The organism is Barnesiella sp. An22, assembly GCF_963931395.1.
Classification (GTDB): Bacteria; Bacteroidota; Bacteroidia; order Bacteroidales; family Barnesiellaceae; genus Barnesiella; species Barnesiella merdigallinarum.
Genome location: NZ_OZ007014.1, coordinates 1,342,957 through 1,358,860, shown reverse-complemented (window position 1 = coordinate 1,358,860; position 15,904 = coordinate 1,342,957). Strand labels below are relative to the sequence as shown.

General features: G+C 53.7%; 17 protein-coding genes and 4 tRNA genes. 1 reads left to right on the top strand and 20 read right to left on the bottom strand.

Going from position 1 to position 15,904, the window contains the following annotated elements; all coding sequences use genetic code 11:
- Positions 1 to 10 precede the first annotated feature (10 nt).
- The 4 genes from ABGT88_RS05455 to dnaN are packed head-to-tail and all read right to left on the bottom strand — an operon-like array spanning position 11 to position 4,158.
- Positions 11 to 907, bottom strand: a complete 897-nt coding sequence (locus ABGT88_RS05455) for a DUF4835 family protein (RefSeq protein ID WP_087409460.1) — start codon at positions 905 to 907, stop codon at positions 11 to 13.
- A 52-nt stretch (positions 908 to 959) separates the two neighbouring features.
- Positions 960 to 2,168, bottom strand: a complete 1,209-nt coding sequence (gene coaBC / locus ABGT88_RS05450) for a bifunctional phosphopantothenoylcysteine decarboxylase/phosphopantothenate--cysteine ligase CoaBC (protein ID WP_346700852.1) — start codon at positions 2,166 to 2,168, stop codon at positions 960 to 962.
- 34 nt (positions 2,169 to 2,202) lie between these two features.
- A complete protein-coding gene (locus tag ABGT88_RS05445; protein ID WP_087409462.1) occupies positions 2,203 to 3,003 on the bottom strand; it encodes a 3'-5' exonuclease in 801 nt (266 codons plus the stop codon).
- A 27-nt stretch (positions 3,004 to 3,030) separates the two neighbouring features.
- Positions 3,031 to 4,158: a DNA polymerase III subunit beta gene (gene dnaN, locus ABGT88_RS05440; protein ID WP_087409463.1), complete on the bottom strand. Its 1,128-nt coding sequence runs from the start codon at positions 4,156 to 4,158 to the stop codon at positions 3,031 to 3,033.
- Positions 4,159 to 4,438: 280 nt separating this feature from the next.
- On the opposite strand from dnaN, the gene ABGT88_RS05435 reads away from it, so the two are divergent.
- Positions 4,439 to 5,209, top strand: coding sequence for a hypothetical protein (locus ABGT88_RS05435; protein WP_346700850.1), 771 nt, complete (start codon positions 4,439 to 4,441; stop codon positions 5,207 to 5,209).
- 46 nt (positions 5,210 to 5,255) lie between these two features.
- On the opposite strand, the gene ABGT88_RS05430 is transcribed toward ABGT88_RS05435, so the two are convergent.
- The 16 genes from ABGT88_RS05430 to infC form a co-directional block, all read right to left on the bottom strand.
- Positions 5,256 to 6,602, bottom strand: a complete 1,347-nt coding sequence (locus ABGT88_RS05430) for a hypothetical protein (RefSeq protein WP_346700848.1) — start codon at positions 6,600 to 6,602, stop codon at positions 5,256 to 5,258.
- Positions 6,603 to 6,635: 33 nt separating this feature from the next.
- Positions 6,636 to 7,601: an IS30 family transposase gene (locus ABGT88_RS05425; RefSeq protein ID WP_346699950.1), complete on the bottom strand. Its 966-nt coding sequence runs from the start codon at positions 7,599 to 7,601 to the stop codon at positions 6,636 to 6,638.
- Positions 7,602 to 8,226: 625 nt separating this feature from the next.
- A tRNA-Leu gene (locus tag ABGT88_RS05420) sits at positions 8,227 to 8,310 on the bottom strand.
- 23 nt (positions 8,311 to 8,333) lie between these two features.
- A tRNA-Leu gene (locus tag ABGT88_RS05415) sits at positions 8,334 to 8,418 on the bottom strand.
- Between the two features lie 28 nt (positions 8,419 to 8,446).
- Positions 8,447 to 8,522, bottom strand: a tRNA-Gly gene (locus tag ABGT88_RS05410).
- Positions 8,523 to 8,567: 45 nt separating this feature from the next.
- Positions 8,568 to 8,640: transfer RNA gene (locus ABGT88_RS05405), tRNA-Gly, on the bottom strand.
- A 108-nt stretch (positions 8,641 to 8,748) separates the two neighbouring features.
- Positions 8,749 to 9,339, bottom strand: coding sequence for a GTP cyclohydrolase I FolE (gene folE / locus ABGT88_RS05400; protein WP_346702825.1), 591 nt, complete (start codon positions 9,337 to 9,339; stop codon positions 8,749 to 8,751).
- Positions 9,340 to 9,365: 26 nt separating this feature from the next.
- Complete coding sequence (locus ABGT88_RS05395; protein ID WP_087409428.1) at positions 9,366 to 9,869, bottom strand: SPOR domain-containing protein; 504 nt, start codon at positions 9,867 to 9,869, stop codon at positions 9,366 to 9,368.
- Positions 9,870 to 9,952: 83 nt separating this feature from the next.
- Positions 9,953 to 10,708 carry a triose-phosphate isomerase gene (tpiA, locus tag ABGT88_RS05390; protein ID WP_087409427.1) on the bottom strand — a complete coding sequence of 252 codons (756 nt, stop codon included), beginning with the start codon at positions 10,706 to 10,708 and terminating at the stop codon, positions 9,953 to 9,955.
- Positions 10,709 to 10,736: 28 nt separating this feature from the next.
- On the bottom strand, positions 10,737 to 12,197 hold the full coding sequence (locus ABGT88_RS05385) for a BT_3928 family protein (protein WP_346700845.1): 1,461 nt from the start codon (positions 12,195 to 12,197) through the stop codon (positions 10,737 to 10,739).
- The gene (locus ABGT88_RS05380) at positions 12,178 to 12,729 is read right to left on the bottom strand and encodes a DUF1599 domain-containing protein (RefSeq protein WP_346700843.1); all 552 of its coding nucleotides are present in this window, start codon (positions 12,727 to 12,729) and stop codon (positions 12,178 to 12,180) included. Before ABGT88_RS05380 ends, ABGT88_RS05385 begins: the two co-directional genes overlap by 20 nt.
- 189 nt (positions 12,730 to 12,918) lie before the next feature.
- Positions 12,919 to 13,554, bottom strand: coding sequence for a tetratricopeptide repeat protein (locus ABGT88_RS05375; RefSeq protein ID WP_346700841.1), 636 nt, complete (start codon positions 13,552 to 13,554; stop codon positions 12,919 to 12,921).
- 432 nt (positions 13,555 to 13,986) lie between these two features.
- Positions 13,987 to 14,214 carry an SEL1-like repeat protein gene (locus ABGT88_RS05370; protein ID WP_346700839.1) on the bottom strand — a complete coding sequence of 76 codons (228 nt, stop codon included), beginning with the start codon at positions 14,212 to 14,214 and terminating at the stop codon, positions 13,987 to 13,989.
- A gap of 393 nt (positions 14,215 to 14,607) precedes the next feature.
- Positions 14,608 to 14,952 (bottom strand): 50S ribosomal protein L20, encoded by a 345-nt coding sequence (gene rplT, locus ABGT88_RS05365; protein WP_008860709.1) that lies wholly within the window; start codon positions 14,950 to 14,952, stop codon positions 14,608 to 14,610.
- Between the two features lie 123 nt (positions 14,953 to 15,075).
- Positions 15,076 to 15,273, bottom strand: coding sequence for a 50S ribosomal protein L35 (gene rpmI, locus ABGT88_RS05360; protein WP_087409424.1), 198 nt, complete (start codon positions 15,271 to 15,273; stop codon positions 15,076 to 15,078).
- Positions 15,274 to 15,324: 51 nt separating this feature from the next.
- The gene (infC, locus tag ABGT88_RS05355; protein ID WP_087409423.1) at positions 15,325 to 15,855 is read right to left on the bottom strand and encodes a translation initiation factor IF-3; all 531 of its coding nucleotides are present in this window, start codon (positions 15,853 to 15,855) and stop codon (positions 15,325 to 15,327) included.
- Between the last annotated feature and the right edge of the window lie 49 nt (positions 15,856 to 15,904).

Sequence of the window (15,904 nt, the reverse complement as noted above, 5' to 3'; positions counted from 1 at the left end):
GTTTCTCTCTTTATTCGGTCTGTTTAATCTTGTCGAGAATGGTTCTATCGGTGGGATACATACCGGTGAGTATATCGTAGACGGTCTCCTTCTCCGAAGTGGGAGCTTTGGAATAGACATTCACCAGTTCGTCGAGTTTGGCATCGCGGAAGAGGGTAATCACCACCGACATGGGCGAAGCCTCGTAGACCTTCTGCAACTGTTGCAGCGACTCGGTAATCTTGGCCCGTCCCTTGTCTACACTCAGAGCCATCTCGTCGAGGCCGCCACGGTGATAGTCGTACCACAACTGGCGGAACCCGGCCGTGCTCTGCTCGACAAAGGCCGACAGCAGCGCGTGTCGGTTGCGGTTGTCCTCAAAGGCTTTCCAACCGGTCTCCATTGACGATTGCCCCAGGTTGACCACCTGGCGAGCCAATTCGTAGAAGGGGGTCCCGCCCATGGGCGAGAAGCTGTCGAAGTCGACCCCGAGAATCATATAGACATAGAAGTTGATGACGGCCGTGAGGTTGCTCTCGATACTGGTTTCGGAGAAGACCAGCGGCTCGTACTCCTGATAATTGAACTCGACCTGCGTATCCTTGAAGTTGATCAGCGTCGTGGTGTAGGAGCTGTTGTAGACCGGACGGCGCGACTGCACCTGCAACTCGCACACAAAGCGGTTGTCGGCATACTCCTTGACGGTAAAGAGCATCGAGCAGTCTATCCGTTCGACGGGCGAAATTTGTGCCGTAGACCATTTACGGTCATTGATGTACTCGGTAATGGCCTCCTTGAGGGTGGTAAACACCTCCTTGTTCGTGCCCTGTATCTGGTCGCTGTTCACCTCGACACGGCAGTTCAGTTCCTGGGCTACCGACAGGAAGGGACAAAGGAGGAGCAGCACATACAAGAGATTTCTTTTCATATTCTCATCGTTTGAAACAGGGTTACGCAAATGGTTTCCGACCCGCAGCCCGTCAATGGCTGTCGGTCAGATAGCGGGCCAGGATGTCCACAATATCGGCGGCCACCTCGGTCTTGAGCTTGCAGGGAATCTCGACCGGCTCGCCCTCGCGCCCGATGACGGTCACCTTGTTGGTGTCGCAACGAAATCCGGCGCCTGCGTCGCGCAGCGAATTGAGCACGATGAAGTCGAGATTTTTCTTTTCCATCTTCAGGCGGGCGTTGCTCTCCTCGTCGTTGGTCTCGAGGGCAAAACCTACCAGGCACTGCCCGGGGCGCTTGCGGCGACCCAACTCGGCAGCGATGTCGGGGTTGGGTTTGAGGCGCAACACACGCTCGTCGCCGCTCCGTTTCAGCTTCACGTCGCTCACCGTTTCGGGAGCGTAGTCGGCCACAGCGGCACACATGATGGCGGCATCGGCCCGGTCGTAGGCATCGACGGCGGCCCGGTACATCTCGGCAGCCGACTCCACATCGACCCGATGTATCGACGCATGCGAGATCGTCAGGCTCACCGGCCCGGCCACGAGAGTCACTTCGGCTCCGGCTTCGGCACAGGCCTCGGCCAGGGCAAAACCCATCTTGCCCGACGAGTAGTTGCCGATGAATCGCACCGGGTCTATCTTTTCGTAGGTGGGCCCGGCCGTCACAAGTACCCGCTTTCCGGCCAGCGGCTGCGGGCGGTCAAAGAACCGGTCGAGCACGGCCACAATCTGCTCGGGCTCTTCCATGCGGCCCTTGCCGGTGAGGTGGCTGGCCAGCTCGCCGGTTGCCGGCTCGATGATGTGGTTGCCATAGGAGCGCAACAGCTCGAGATTGTGCCGGGTCGACGGATGGGCATACATATCGAGGTCCATGGCCGGGGCCACAAACACCGGCGCCTTGCACGACAGGTAGGTGGTCACGAGCATGTTGTCGGCTATGCCGTGGGCCATCTTGCCGATGGTCGAGGCCGTAGCGGGGGCTACAATCATGGCATCGGCCCACAGGCCCAGGTCTACGTGGCTGTGCCACTCGCCGGTATTGGCGGTAAAAAATTCGCTCACCACAGGCTTCCCGCTCAACGACGAGAGGGTGACGGGCGTAATAAACTCTTTGCCCGCAGGGGTCATCACCACCTGCACCTCGGCGCCCTGCTTGATGAACAACCGCAGCAGATAGGCGGCTTTGTAGGCAGCGATGCTGCCCGTAATACCCAGTATGATATGTTTGCCTTTCAACATAGTTTCGAATCTTTGGAGAGAGACCCGGGCACCGTCAGAAGCGACGGCGTGCGCGGGTGTATATCTCGGTAATCACATTCTTGGTATTCAGGGGGAAATCGCCCTGCATCATCCAACTGTAATAGCTGGGCTCGAGCTGGAACACCTCCTCGACCGAACGCCCCTTGTACTTGCCGAAATTGAATACCGGCACATCGTGCTCGTTGAGAATGATGCGGCCCGAGAAATCGACGTTGCGGTTTTGGGTCGAGAACGATACCCACGAGTCGATGTCGTTGGTGAGGTATTTTCCCTCATACTCGTCTTTCACCGCCTCGGTATAGCGGTCGAGCTGCGCCTTGAAGACCTCGTAGGTGGCCCGGGTATCGGCCAGAGCCGAATGGGCATCGACCAGCGGCGCGCCACAATAGAACTTGTAGGCGGCCTTGAGGGTGCGGGGTTCCATGATGTGGTAGATGGTCTGCACGTCGACGAACTTGCGTTTCGAGATGTCGAGATTGACGCCGGCCCGCAGCAGCTCTTCGATAAGGAAAGGCACATCGAAGCGGTTGGAATTGAACCCGGCAATATCGGCCCCCTCGAACACCTTGGCGATGTTGCGGGCTACCTCCTTGAAAAGAGGCTTGTCGGCCACCATCTCGTCGGTGATGTGATGCACCGCCGTCGAAGCGGGCGGAATGGGCATGCCGGGGTTGACAAATATGTCTTTCTCTTCCACCTCGCCATTAGGGAACACCTTGACATAGGCCAGTTCAATAATGCGGTCGGTGGTAATATTGGTACCCGTCGTCTCCAGGTCGAAGAAGACGAGCGGGTTCTTTAAGTTCAGTTGCATGATTTACTGTTCAATAGCTTGGGTTGATTAAAAATCGCTGAGCATCATGGGCATCAACAGCATGAGCAGGTCTTCGTTCTCCTTGTTCTCCAGCGGTACGATGATACCGGCACGGGTGGGATCGGAGAGCTCGACCAGCACCTCGGTAGAGGGGATATTGTTGAGTATCTCGATGAGGAACGACGCCTTGAAGCCGATGGTGAGGTCGTCGCCCGTGTAGTTGCAGGCCACCTTCTCCTCGGCCGAGATGGAGTAGTCTTTGTTTTCGGTCGACACGAGCAGCTCGCCGTTCTTCAGCTGCAGCTTGGCCAGACCCAAAGCGGCATCGGCAAATACCGACACACGACGCAGCACATTCACAAACAGGGAGCGGTCGATGATGAGTCGGTTGGTATTGTTGGTAGGGATTACCGAGTTGTAGTTGGGATAGTGCCCCTCGATAAGGCGGCAGTTGAGTACGAAATCGGAGAGCTTGAAGCAGGCATTCTTCGAATCGAACGAGAGCTCTACGTTGCCGTTCTCCTTAGGCAGAATCGACTTCAACAGATTGGCCGGTTTCTTGGGCAGGATAAACGAGGCACGCACCCCGGGAGCCACGGCCTGATTTTTGAAGCGTACCAGCTTGTGAGTATCGGAAGCCACGAACGAAATACTGTCTTCGAAGATGTCGAGATAGATACCGTTCATAATGGGACGCAACTCGTCTTCGGCCGTGGCAAACAGCGTGCAGCCTATGCCGCCGAGCAGCTGTTGCGCATCGAGCGAGAGGGTTACGGCCGAGGTATCCATCGGCATCTTGGTGGGATATTCGTCGCCATTCACGCCGATAAAGTTGTAACGGCCATTCTGGAAATAGAGGAAAATTTCCAGATTATTGTCGTCGATTTCGAAAGTCAGCGGTTGGTCGGGCAACTCTTTGAGGGGTTCGAGCAAGATTTTGGCATTCACGGCAAAGACGCCTTCGCCCTCGGCCTCCATCACGTCGATAGCCGTAGTCATGGTGGTCTCCTGGTCCGATGCGGTCATCGAGAGGCGCGTGCCCTCGAGGCGGAACAGGAAGTTGTCGAGGATAGCCATCGAGTTTTTCGAGTTAATTACCCGGCTGATAGTCTGCAAATGTGATAGCAACAAGGTGCTGGATACGATAAATTTCATAGATATATCTTTTTGTTTATTTGTTTCTTAGCCTGTTTTCCCTGCAAAAGGACAGCGCCCTGCAGGCCCGAGCAGGCGAACCGCCGTCAGGCCGAACGGTTCCCCATCTCTTTAACGAACAAATGTAATGAAAATTTTTGGCTCGACCGACTAATTCGCAAGAATAAATGAATAAGTTATCAACACCGTTATACCCGCCCTGCCCGAAATGCTTTTCCCCCCTCGACCGTTCATTTTTCGAATATTATCGTTATATTTGTCAATCATGCAGGCCAATAGGGTGAATCCCAGACATATCAGCATACTGTGCATCGTCCTGTGCATCTTGTTCGCGGGTGGCTACATCGCGCGGCAAAACTACCGGCTCGCCCAAGCCTGCCAAACAGCCTCGCCCTACGACTACATCCCGGCCGGAGAGAGCCGGGCCATTCTCGAGACCACCCCGGCCCTGCCGCCCGACTCGACCGCCGCCCTGCCCTATTGGCAACGCGCCCGCACGCTGGTGCGCCTGTGGCAAGAGATTCGCACGGCATCGGCCCTGCCCGAAGTCGATACCATCGTACTTTCGTTCACCCGCGACGGCAATGTGACCCTGTGGTACCGCACCTCCCCACAAGAGCAGAAGAGTCTTGCCCGGCGGCTGCCCCGTCTGCTCTCAAACGACTATCGACCTGTATGCCAAACGCATGACGAAATATCCGTGCGCCACTATCCTTTGCGCAACGGTACTTTCCTGCACACCCTTTCGGCCCCGGGAGTGATGGCCTTCTCGTTCGAGTCGGCTCCCTTCCGCGAAGCCCTCGAAACGGTCGACGTACTGGCTCGCCGCGAGCAGTTTACCAAAACCTTGCGCTCGCTCGACATTCAAGCCCCCGCCCGACTTCTGCTTCAGGTCAACGACCTGGGCTACCGCAGTTCCGGCCGCTGGCAGGGGCAGGCCATCTATCCTCACACCTCCGCACCCGATGCCCTCCCGGCCACCCCGACCGACAGCGCCCGAGACACAAAAAATGTCCCGCCCCCTGCAACAGGGAACGGGACAGCGGGCTGACACTCCCGAACGCAACAGCCTGAGGCCGTACACCCGGGAAGTTCCTTCAAAATCGTTTGAAATCGGAGGTCTTGCGATTCTCGCTACCGGTATCGCGGCGGCTCACCCACGACTCCTTGCGTCGTATCTTCACCCGTTCGTGACCACAATGGCGACATCGGTACAGCTCCCTCACCTTGTCGATGCGCACCCGGTCGACCCAAGTCTCGACCTCCTCGTCGAAGTGCTTCTCTTCCCACTCCTTTTCACGCCCCTCCACCTGCCCGTTGCGTGTACGCTCGGTGTAGGCGGTCGTCGTGCCGGTATGCGTGCGGCGCTTCACCGTCTCGCCCTTCCGGTCCCTATACCGTTGGCTGAGTACCTCGGTACTCACCAGTTCGTGATCTTCGAGCCGCTTGCAGCGAGGGCACCTCAACCCTCGGTAGAGCCCCCAGAAGAGCCCCACGACCAGAATGGTAATGACCCATACCAGCGGATAGGCCGAGATAAAGGGATAGCCCCGCAACAGCATCAGCTTGGGCCACAGCCAGAAACCGAAAAGAATGCAGGCCGCTATCAGCAGATTGACCGCCCAGTTGGGCACATAGTAGAGCGGGCGACGCAACGCCAGCAGCCCCATGAGCAGACAAAGCGGCAGGAAGGGAACCAGATTCAGGAATATCCCCGACAGCAGCCAGGTCGACATCACGGCCGGAAATTCGGGGTGCGAAATGACCCACGAAAAGAGGTCGGTGATATGAGCCCGCAAGCCATCGCCCCCCATCATCGGTTCGTGCGAGGTAATCGCCGAAAGCCAATGTCGGAAAGAGGTTGGCCAATAATGCGACCCGGCAAACGAGCCGTCGGGGTTAAAGGTAAATGAGACCCGAAACATGTTCCACCAGTCGTCGAGCAGCACCAGATTGGGCACCACCACAATCGAGTCGGGCGTCGTCTTCACGCTGTTGACCGTCACCCGATCGTACAGCCGCTCCATCGAAAAGTCCGGGTCGTCGACCATTCGGAGGTATTTGCGGAACGAAATCTTACGGTCCTGCTTGAGCGAGCGCTCCGGCAACCCCTCGGGAGCCACCGCCACCCCGGCCGGAATCACGCCCCGGAAACGGCCGTCGGGTGTCTCGGCCCAGACCATCTCGCCCTGACGGGCCAACAGTCGCAGCGAATCGCCCGGCGAAATATGCAAGGTATCGGAGAGATCACCTCCCCGCCCCACAAACATCGGCCCCTCGGACACAGCGACAGTCCGGTAATCGGCCTTATGCCCGAAACTGACAGTCATCAGCACAAGCGCAGTCACCGAAACGGCCACAAGAATAGCCATCTGCCCCCACAGCGGCAGCTTCAGGAATTTCGAAAAAATCCAAACTATCGGTTTGAATATCCACTTCCACATGGTCGTCGGTAGAGTCCAACAGCAAATGCAAAACTACAAAACGTTTATGAAGAATCTGTATTTGGGCGAATCAAAATTAAGTTTTTCCCGAGGTCTTCGATTCAATTTCTTTTGTATCTCTTTGATTTTCCAGTCGGAGAAATCCTGAAAGTTGGCCTTTTTTGGGATATATTTCCGAATAAGCTTGTTTGCATTCTCAATGGCTCCTTTCTGCCAGGCTGAATAAGCATCCGTAAAATAAACCTTAACTGGCGGCCTACCTTTGAGGCTGAGTTGTTTGGTTATCTCCTGATGTGCTGCAAATTCACAACCGTTGTCGGTGGTAATCGTATGTATCGTTTGCCTATATGGGAACAGCAGTCGGATGACCGCCCGGGCCGTCGGTAGGGCTTTCCGTCCCTGAGGCAACTTTTCCATGAGTATGAAATTGGTCGAACGTTCGGTTAGGGTGACGATGGCATGACCGCAGGAGTCGATGATGGTGTCCATTTCCCAATCGCCGAATCGGGTTCCGTCTGCCTCCTTGGGGCGCTCGTGTATGCTTGTGCGGTTGGGTATATTGGTCGCTTTTGTCGGACACAGGATTTTGCCTCGCTTTTTGTATTTGAGCCCATGAGGCATATGCAGAGCCAGTTTCCCGGTCGTATCGGCATGGACATGGTTGTAGATGGTCTGCTTGGCGATGTGGATACCTTCTTTCCTGAGTACTCCCGCTATCTGGGCCGGAGACCATTCCTCCTCTTCGATCATGCGCTCAATTCGCCACCATAGATCTTCCGGTTTCCTGTGATGGCCCTTAAATCCGTGCTTGCGGCTATCACACTGCCTCTGAGCATATTTCCATATATACTCTCCTTCCGGCTTTGAGTTGCGCCTGATTTCCCGACTGACTGTCGATTTTGATACTCCTATTTCCTCTGCTATGCGAGAACGGCTCCATTTCCTTTTCAGACCAAGATATATTTCATATCTTTGGGCTTCGATTAGTTGATTTGACATGGCAATACAAAATTAATTAATCGTAGGGAGATTTCGGTCTCCCTTTTTTGTATTGCTGTTGGACGCTCTCAGGGGCTTTGCGCCCCCGCCGCTATGGCTTCCCCCGCAGTGTTTTTCATAGTTCTTGTTCCTTCCTTACTCGAAAAACGTTGCGTTTTGATTTGGATTCTTCAGTCGGGTTTTATGATAAATGAATGTGTCTGTCGTCCCCTGAAATACAGTCCCTGTAAATTCAAATTATCTACAAATATAGATTAAATTAAGAAAATACAAAATAAATAGCACCGCTTTTGCTATTCAGCCATTCATTTTTCTCCTTTACAGAAATCGGGAAAAGATATAGACCTTCCTCTCCTTGCCACAAATAGACTTACCGGATTTACCCCACCCCGCACAATAACCTCCAACAGATTGACCACCGAATAGGCTTGAGAAAATTTCTGGATACCGCATCAAGTGCGGTATGCCCCAAACCTCCGCATCGAATGCGAAATGACGGGCTGGGTATTTCTGGATACCGCGTCGTAGCGTGGTATGACAGGCGAGGCCCCTCGCAGGGGATACGGGGCCAGAAGGGCACAAAAACAAAAAGGTCGGTAACCGCAAGATTACCGACCTTTTCGAGTGTCCGAGATGAGATTCGAACTCACACGAGCCAACGCCCACTACCCCCTCAAAGTAGCGTGTCTACCAATTCCACCACCCGGACATACGGTATCTCGTCTCTCATCTTGGTGCCCAGAACAGGACTCGAACCTGCATGCCTCTCGACACACGCACCTGAAACGTGCGCGTCTACCAATTCCGCCACCTGGGCATTTATTGTTCATCGATAGAGATACCGATGGAGCGAAAAACGGGACTCGAACCCGCGACCCCAACCTTGGCAAGGTTGTGCTCTACCAACTGAGCTATTTTCGCATTTCATCATTTCAAAGCCTTTTTCGGAACGCTTTCCGATGGTCGAGCGAAAAACGGGACTCGAACCCGCGACCCCAACCTTGGCAAGGTTGTGCTCTACCAACTGAGCTATTTTCGCGATTGCGAGTGCAAAGATAAACCCTCTTTTTGACTTATGCAAGAGCTTTGCGAAATTTTCTCAAACATTTTTTTCATCAAAACGGATTACTGTTTGATAAATAATTGGTTATTGCTCGCAAGAATTTTTACCGATGAGCGAATAAAATTCGCGGCGCCACTCGGGTTGCTCAAATTTACCGGTACAATCGTAGGTAACGGTGACGGCTCCCTGCTTCTCGACGCCCCGCATCTGCATGCAGAGGTGACGGGCTTCGACCATGACGATGACCCCTTCGGCCTCGAGGGTATCGGCCAAGCTGTGGCAGATTTGCGCCGTGAGACGCTCCTGCACCTGAAAGCGGCGGGCATATACCTCGACCAGGCGGGCTACCTTGCTGAGCCCTACGATGCCCTTGGTGGGGATATAGCCTACGTGCACCTTCCCGAAGAAGGGGAGCAGATGGTGCTCGCAGAAGGAGTAGAACTCGATGTCGCGTACAATGACGATGCGCGAACCGGTGTGCTCGAATATGGCCGACGATATGACGTCGCGTGCCGACTGACGATAGCCTCTGGTCAATTTCATCATGGCTTTGGCGGCCCGCTCGGGGGTCTTGCGCAACCCTTCGCGATCGGGGTCGTCGCCCAATAGAGAGATGATAGCCCGATAGTGTTCGGCCAATTCCTTGCAAACCCGTTGTTGCTCTTCCGGGCTCATAACCTGTTCATCCATGAATCAACAAATTATTCGGTAAATCCTTGATGTATCTGTATTTGTATCTTATCGCGCACAATTCGCATCTCGCGAGCCATCTGGGGGAACTCCCGCCTCAACTCCCGCAGGGCGTTGCCGGCCTCTTCGTAGGAACGGAAATCGCCTACTCTCAGCCGCCAGAAGGGCGAAGTGAAGGTGACATAGGTGTCCAGCTCGGGGAAGGCCTGCCGGATGAGCCCCTCCTTGTAGAGGGCATTGTTCTTGGCGGTGCGGTAGTCGTTGTCGGAAAAGACCTGAATGCGGAATCCCGACGACTGGGCATAGCCCTTGTTGCCGTCGTACTTGACCACGCCTTCGGCCCGGCTTACCCGCTTGGCCAGCTCGGCCGGTTGCACCACTTTCACTTTGCCACCGGTCTCGGGACGCTCGAGGTACTGTACTATCGAGGTGTCGGAGACTGCGACCTGGGCTTGTGCCGTCGCGCCTGCCGCTCCTATCACGAGCAGGGCCAGTATTACATGTGATTTGCGCATAACCTACAACTTTTCAAAAACAATGAGGCTGCAAAAATAAGAATTTATTCCCACTTTTGCAGCCTCTGTAAAAATCTATTTTATCAGAATGCGGTAATAATGCCCATGAACGAGTCGGCTTTCAGGGCAGCACCACCAATCAGACCACCGTCTACGTCGGGTTTGGCGAAGAGCTCGGCAGCGTTGCTGGGTTTGCAGCTACCACCATAGAGAATCGAGGTGTTCTCGGCTACTTCGTTGCCATACTTCTCGGCAATGGTCTTGCGGATGAAGGCGTGAATCTCTTCGGCTTGGTCGGCCGTAGCAGTCTTGCCGGTACCGATGGCCCAAACCGGTTCGTAAGCCAGGATGATTTTACCGAAGTCTTCGGCCGAGAGGTTGAAGAGCGACTCTTCTACCTGTGCTTTTACGACATCGAAGTGTTTGCCGGCTTCGCGCTCTTCCAGAACTTCGCCGATGCAGAAGATGGGAGTCAGACCGTTGGCCAGAGCCAGAAGGACTTTCTCTTTCAGGATTTCGGGAGTTTCGTGATAGTAGGCACGACGCTCGGAGTGGCCGAGGATTACGTATTGTGCACCCGTCGAAGCGACCATTTTGGCCGAAACTTCGCCCGTGAATGCGCCTTCGGTCTTGTCGGCACAGTTCTCGGCACCTACACCGATACGTTTGGTGTCGATAGCATTTACAACCGATACCAGGTGAGTGAACGGAGTGGCGATGATTACATCGCATTTGGTGGTTACACCGGCCAGAGCGGCGTCGATTTCTTTAGCCAAAGCCACGCCCTCTTGTACGGTCGTGTTCATTTTCCAGTTTCCTGCAACAATGTTTTTTCTCATAACAAATCTTTTTTAGAGGTTAAAAAAATTATCGTATTTCGTTTTGTTTCTCATTCTCGTTTTTCGGTTCGCTCCCGGGCGAATCAGATTCAGCCGCTGGGGCTGCCTCTTCGGGTTGGGGCGATGCCCCTGCCGCTTTAGCTTCTGCGGCCTTCAGGGCTTCGTGCTCGGCCTTGCGCCGGCGGCGTATGCGATTGAGCCGCCACAGCTTCACCCGCCCGATAATCATGGCCACGGTTCTCTCGGTCAACAGCAAGAAGAGCATGGGTATGACGTAGAGCATCGCGATGAACCCCAGACGATGGCGGGGCCTGTACACCTCGGGCCGGCCGTAGTCGAGCTGGTCGAGCGGCTGGGTGAGCAGGGTCTCATCGGGCAGTTGCGAGGGTGCGGTCTTGCGCAAGATGGTACCCCCCTTGAGCAACAGCACGCAGGGGTTGCCCCGCGCTATGGTGCGTATGGTGGTCTTGTCCATGAAATAGAAGGGATACTCGGCCCCGGTATTCTCGAGCCAGGTCACTATGCCCCGCGGACTCGAGGCGGTGACGCAGGCAAAGGCGTAACCCCGCTCCACACAGTAGTCGTAGAGCTCGTTTATGCGGTCTACCTCGCTGTCGTCGGCCCGTTCGAGGTCGGGCGAAAGCAACAGGATGCGGTAGTTTTCGTCGCTCAGAATTTCGTCGGAAATATCGTCTTCGCCCCGATAGACGGTAAACTCGTCGATGGCAGACGCCTGCGGCCGGGTGCTCTCAATCACCGTTTCGCGCCGGTCGACAAAGGTCCACCCCTCCTCTTCGCTGGGGAGACTGTCGAGGGAAAACTCTTGTTGCTGCCCATCCTTTTCATAGATGAAGATAAACTCGTGCTGAGGCTCGCTGGCGGCAAGGGCTTCGGGTATGTTGACCCCAATCTTGTAGGGACGGAAATCGAGATAGGGCTGGTAATTGATGCCGACATAGGCAAAGAAGAGGACAAAGACCAGCGAGTAGAGGCCCGTGAGCCACTGTACTTCCCGGTTGTACAGAGCCCGCAACCGGGTATTGTCGTATACCAGAAAGACAGTTATCCCCAGCAGCACCAGATTCTTGAAGAAGGTGGCCCAGTTGCTCAAATGGACGGCATCACCAAAGCAGCCGCAATCGGATATGGGGTTGGCAATGGCCAGATAGAGCGTGAGGGGAGTCATCACGCAGAGGAAAAGGAAGACCAGCCGCGGCGTGGACTTGCGGTACGACCCGAACAGCAAATGAACACCCAGCAAAAACTCGACCACCGAGAGGGCTACCGAGAAGAGCAGAGTGAACGACGAGAGAAACTCGAGGTGAAATGCAGTGAAATAGTCTTCAAACTTATAGGCGGTACCGTATGGGTCGACGGCTTTTACAAAGCCCGAAAAGACGAACGTCCCCCCGACAATCAGACGGGAGAGAAAAACAAGCCACTGTATCAGAAGGGCTTTGCGTTTCTCGTTAATCGTCTTGCTCTCCATACTCTATCTTTATAAGGCCAAACAGCGAGTAGTTAATCATGTCCATGTAGTTGGCATCGATACCCTCCGAGACGAGAGTCTTGCCTTCGTTGTCTTCGATTTGCTTGGTACGGCACACCTTGGTAAGAATCAGGTCGGTATAGGAGCTGATGCGCATGCTGCGCCACGCCTCATCGTAGTCGTGGTTCTTGGCATACATGAGGGTTTTGGTCTCGGTCATGTACTTGTCGTAGAGGGCCAGGGCCTCGTCGTTGCTGATGTCCTCGGTATCGGCATAGCCGAGATGCAGCTGGATGAGCCCGATGATACCGTAGTTGACAATGCCGATAAACTCGGAGCGAATGCCTTCATCGATTTTGCTTTCGCCCTTCGTCTCGATGCTTCTGATGCGTTTTGCCTTGATAAAAATCTGGTCGGTGAGCGACTGCGGACGCAGGATGCGCCACGAAGCGCCATAGTCTTTCAGCTTTTTGACGAACAGATCCCGACAAATAGATATTACATGCTCAAATTGCGCTACCGTATCGGCCATAACTAATCTTTTTTTTTAACTCACCCCGGCACCAGTATCCAAAGCCTCGAACACGAGAACCTTACACCTCGGCCGGCATGTGCGGTTTTTATCCCTGCAAAGTTACAATTTATTCCTAAAACTTGCACTCAAATGGCGATTGATATTTAGTCCGAGGGAGAGGGTGCTCTCTCCCCCACCCACTCCGCGCTAAAAGCCGAAGAACTCCATCAGCGCATCGGTCTCCTCCTCGCCCTCTTCGATCGAAGCGATATACTTGCGGGCTATCGTCCGACTCAAAGAGGTGGCGTTGGCATTGTCCACACACTTCTGGAACCAGGCCTTGGCTTTGGAGAGGTCGCTATCGATATATGCCGAAAGGCCCATATAGCATTGTGCCAAAGCATCGCCCTTGCTCGACATCAACAGCAGCTCGGCAATCGAAAGCGTGAGGTAGTTGAGATCCGTACGGTTCTGCTGCTGCAGCCACTTGCGGCAACAGTGGGCTGCCGCCAGCATGAAATTGCCCTTCTCGTAATACTTGAAGGCTATCTGGTAATCCCGGATTACACCAATACCCTCTTCATAACAGACGCCCAGTTTGAAACAGGCATCGTTCTCGCCCTGCTCGGCAGCCTCGGTATACCAGTAGGCAGCTGTCTTATAGTTGCGGTCCACACCCAAACTGTTGTAGTAGCACTCGCCCAATTGCAACGAGGCTTTGCCATATCCCTGTTTTGCGGCTTGACGCCACCAGTACACGGCTTGCTCGTAGTTCCCGTCGTCGAAATACTGCTGCCCCAGCACATACTGCGACACATCGATTCCCGACTGGGCATTGGCCAACGTCGAGGGGTCGACATGCGAGCCCGACGATGACGAAGAAGTGGATGCCGTCGAGGCCGACGTTGTGGAACTGCCGTCGGCCGACAGGCCCAGCTTGGACAGCCGCTGGCGGGCATCCTCATTGCCGCTCGCAGCCGCCTTGCGATAGTAACTGATGGCCAGCGACCGGTTGGAGGCAACCCCCTCCCCATTTTCGTAACACCAGCCCAGGTTGTAGCAGGCCGAAGGGAACTCCTGGTCGGCCGCCTTCTTGTACCACGAGGCCGCCTTTTCGTAGTTCCGCTCGACACCCCGTCCGTAGTAGTAGCACTCGCCCAGATTGTTCTGCGAGAAGCGGTTGCCCTGGTCGGCGCTGCGGCGATACCAGTACGCCGCTTCACCGAAATCCCGTGCGGTGCCGTAACCATTTTCATAGAAATAGCCTACCCACGACTAGGCATAGGCATTGCCTTGCTCGGCCGCTTTCTTGGCCCAATAAAAAGCCTTGCCGTCATCTTTCGGGGCCCCCTTTTCCCCCTTCCAGTAGCACATGGCCAAATCGTACTGTGCATCACTGTTTCCGCTTTCGGCCTGTTGCTGGAGAGTAGCCAGCGACTCGGCCCAAGCCGTTGCCGTACTCAAGAGGAGAGCGAGTACGAGGCTTGCAAACATACGTTTCATTTCCCTTTATAATTATGATATTCAACGAATAATAGTCCCCTATAAAAAAGCCCGACTCCGTGCAGGAAACCGGGCTATGTAAGGGGTCGTATCAAAGGATGCGATGAAACTCCGAAAGACAGGATTTGAGGGCCTCCGCCCCTTTGTAATCCACCGTGCAAAGCAAACCTCAAAAGGTTGTGGCCCGCCATTGGAACGGAAAGCGTGTCTCGGCATTTCATAATTTTTGATGAGTTTCCCAATCTACTCTGATACGACCGGGCTTTCTCTTTCTCTTTGATACAAAGCTATACAATTCCTTTGAATATACAAAATATTTCGATAAAAAAATTTAGGGATCCCCTGTGCGGGAATCCCTAAACAGCTATAATAAAAGAAGATTATGCGTCTCTCTTATTTTACTTTCTCGACGATAGCCTTGAAAGCCTCGGGGTTGTTCATGGCCAGGTCGGCGAGAACCTTGCGGTTGATTTCGATGCCGGCTTTGTGAAGGGCGCCCATCAGTTTCGAGTAGGACATGCCTTCGAGGCGAGCGGCTGCATTGATACGTTGAATCCACAATGCACGGAAATTACGCTTATTGTTTTTGCGGTCACGGTAAGCATAGGTCAAACCTTTTTCCCAAGTATTTTTGGCAACGGTCCAGACGTTTTTGCGCGAACCATAGTAACCGCGGGTAAGTTTAAGAATCTTTTTTCTTTTTGCTCTTGAAGCAACGTGATTTACTGATCTTGGCATAGTTTTTTTTGTTTTGAATGTTAGCGCTACCGTTCAAGGTAAACTTCAAGCTAAAAACATTCGGTTAATAAATTTTGAAACTACTCTTTTGTGTGAGAAAATTTTTCGGAAACCCGTCGAGCATTATTTCAAGCCCAGCAATGCTTTTACATTGTTCACATCGACCGTCTTCAGCGTAGTCATGTGAGTGAGGTTTCTTTTTTGCTTTTTCGTCTTCTTCGTCAGAATGTGGCTTTTGTAAGCATGTTTTCTCTTGATTTTTCCTGTTCCGGTAAGGGCGAACCTCTTTTTGGCACCGGAATTAGTTTTAATCTTTGGCATTTTACTAAATTTTAATTTTATAATTGAATGAATAGTCTGTCCTATCTCTTCTTACTTTTTCTTGGGGCTTATCATGATAATCATGCGCTTCCCCTCGAGAACCGGCATCATCTCTACCTTGCCATAGTCTTCCAGGTCGTTGGCAAAACGCAGCAACAGCACCTCGCCCTGCTCCTTGAAAAGAATCGAGCGGCCTTTGAAGAATACGTAGGCTTTCACCTTGGCACCTTCGTTGAGGAAGCCGATGGCATGCTTCAACTTGAAGTTGTAGTCGTGATCGTCGGTTTGCGGTCCGAAACGAATCTCCTTCACCACAATCTTGGTCGATTTGGCCTTCTGCTCCTTCTGCCGTTTCTTCTGCTGATAGAGGAATTTCTGATAATCCAGAATCTTGCATACAGGCGGCACTGCATTGGGAGAAATCTCGATCAAATCGAGACCTTGCTCGTCGGCCATGTGCATAGCTTCCTGTATGGTGTAAACACCCTGCTCTACATTATCGCCGACCAGACGCACCTCTTTGGCACGGATGCGTTCGTTGACACGATATTGATCTTTAATGTCATTCTTTTTTGCAGGCATAGGTCTGTTAGGCCTACCGGACTGCGGTTGTGGTTGTGGTTTTTTCTCC

Bases quoted from the DNA above. Each gene is read 5' to 3' on its own strand.
- rplT (WP_008860709.1), bottom strand. From the start codon at position 14,952: ATGCCAAGATCAGTAAATCACGTTGCTTCAAGAGCAAAAAGAAAAAAG.
- tpiA (WP_087409427.1), bottom strand. From the start codon at position 10,708: ATGAGAAAAAACATTGTTGCAGGAAACTGGAAAATGAACACGACCGTA.
- ABGT88_RS05380 (WP_346700843.1), bottom strand. From the start codon at position 12,729: ATGGCCGATACGGTAGCGCAATTTGAGCATGTAATATCTATTTGTCGG.
- coaBC (WP_346700852.1), bottom strand. From the start codon at position 2,168: ATGTTGAAAGGCAAACATATCATACTGGGTATTACGGGCAGCATCGCT.
- ABGT88_RS05430 (WP_346700848.1), bottom strand. From the start codon at position 6,602: ATGTGGAAGTGGATATTCAAACCGATAGTTTGGATTTTTTCGAAATTC.
- infC (WP_087409423.1), bottom strand. From the start codon at position 15,855: ATGCCTGCAAAAAAGAATGACATTAAAGATCAATATCGTGTCAACGAA.
- dnaN (WP_087409463.1), bottom strand. From the start codon at position 4,158: ATGAAATTTATCGTATCCAGCACCTTGTTGCTATCACATTTGCAGACT.
- ABGT88_RS05385 (WP_346700845.1), bottom strand. From the start codon at position 12,197: ATGGAGAGCAAGACGATTAACGAGAAACGCAAAGCCCTTCTGATACAG.
- ABGT88_RS05370 (WP_346700839.1), bottom strand. From the start codon at position 14,214: ATGAAACGTATGTTTGCAAGCCTCGTACTCGCTCTCCTCTTGAGTACG.
- ABGT88_RS05425 (WP_346699950.1), bottom strand. From the start codon at position 7,601: ATGTCAAATCAACTAATCGAAGCCCAAAGATATGAAATATATCTTGGT.
- folE (WP_346702825.1), bottom strand. From the start codon at position 9,339: ATGAGCCCGGAAGAGCAACAACGGGTTTGCAAGGAATTGGCCGAACAC.
- rpmI (WP_087409424.1), bottom strand. From the start codon at position 15,273: ATGCCAAAGATTAAAACTAATTCCGGTGCCAAAAAGAGGTTCGCCCTT.
- ABGT88_RS05395 (WP_087409428.1), bottom strand. From the start codon at position 9,869: ATGCGCAAATCACATGTAATACTGGCCCTGCTCGTGATAGGAGCGGCA.
- ABGT88_RS05455 (WP_087409460.1), bottom strand. From the start codon at position 907: ATGAAAAGAAATCTCTTGTATGTGCTGCTCCTCCTTTGTCCCTTCCTG.
- ABGT88_RS05445 (WP_087409462.1), bottom strand. From the start codon at position 3,003: ATGCAACTGAACTTAAAGAACCCGCTCGTCTTCTTCGACCTGGAGACG.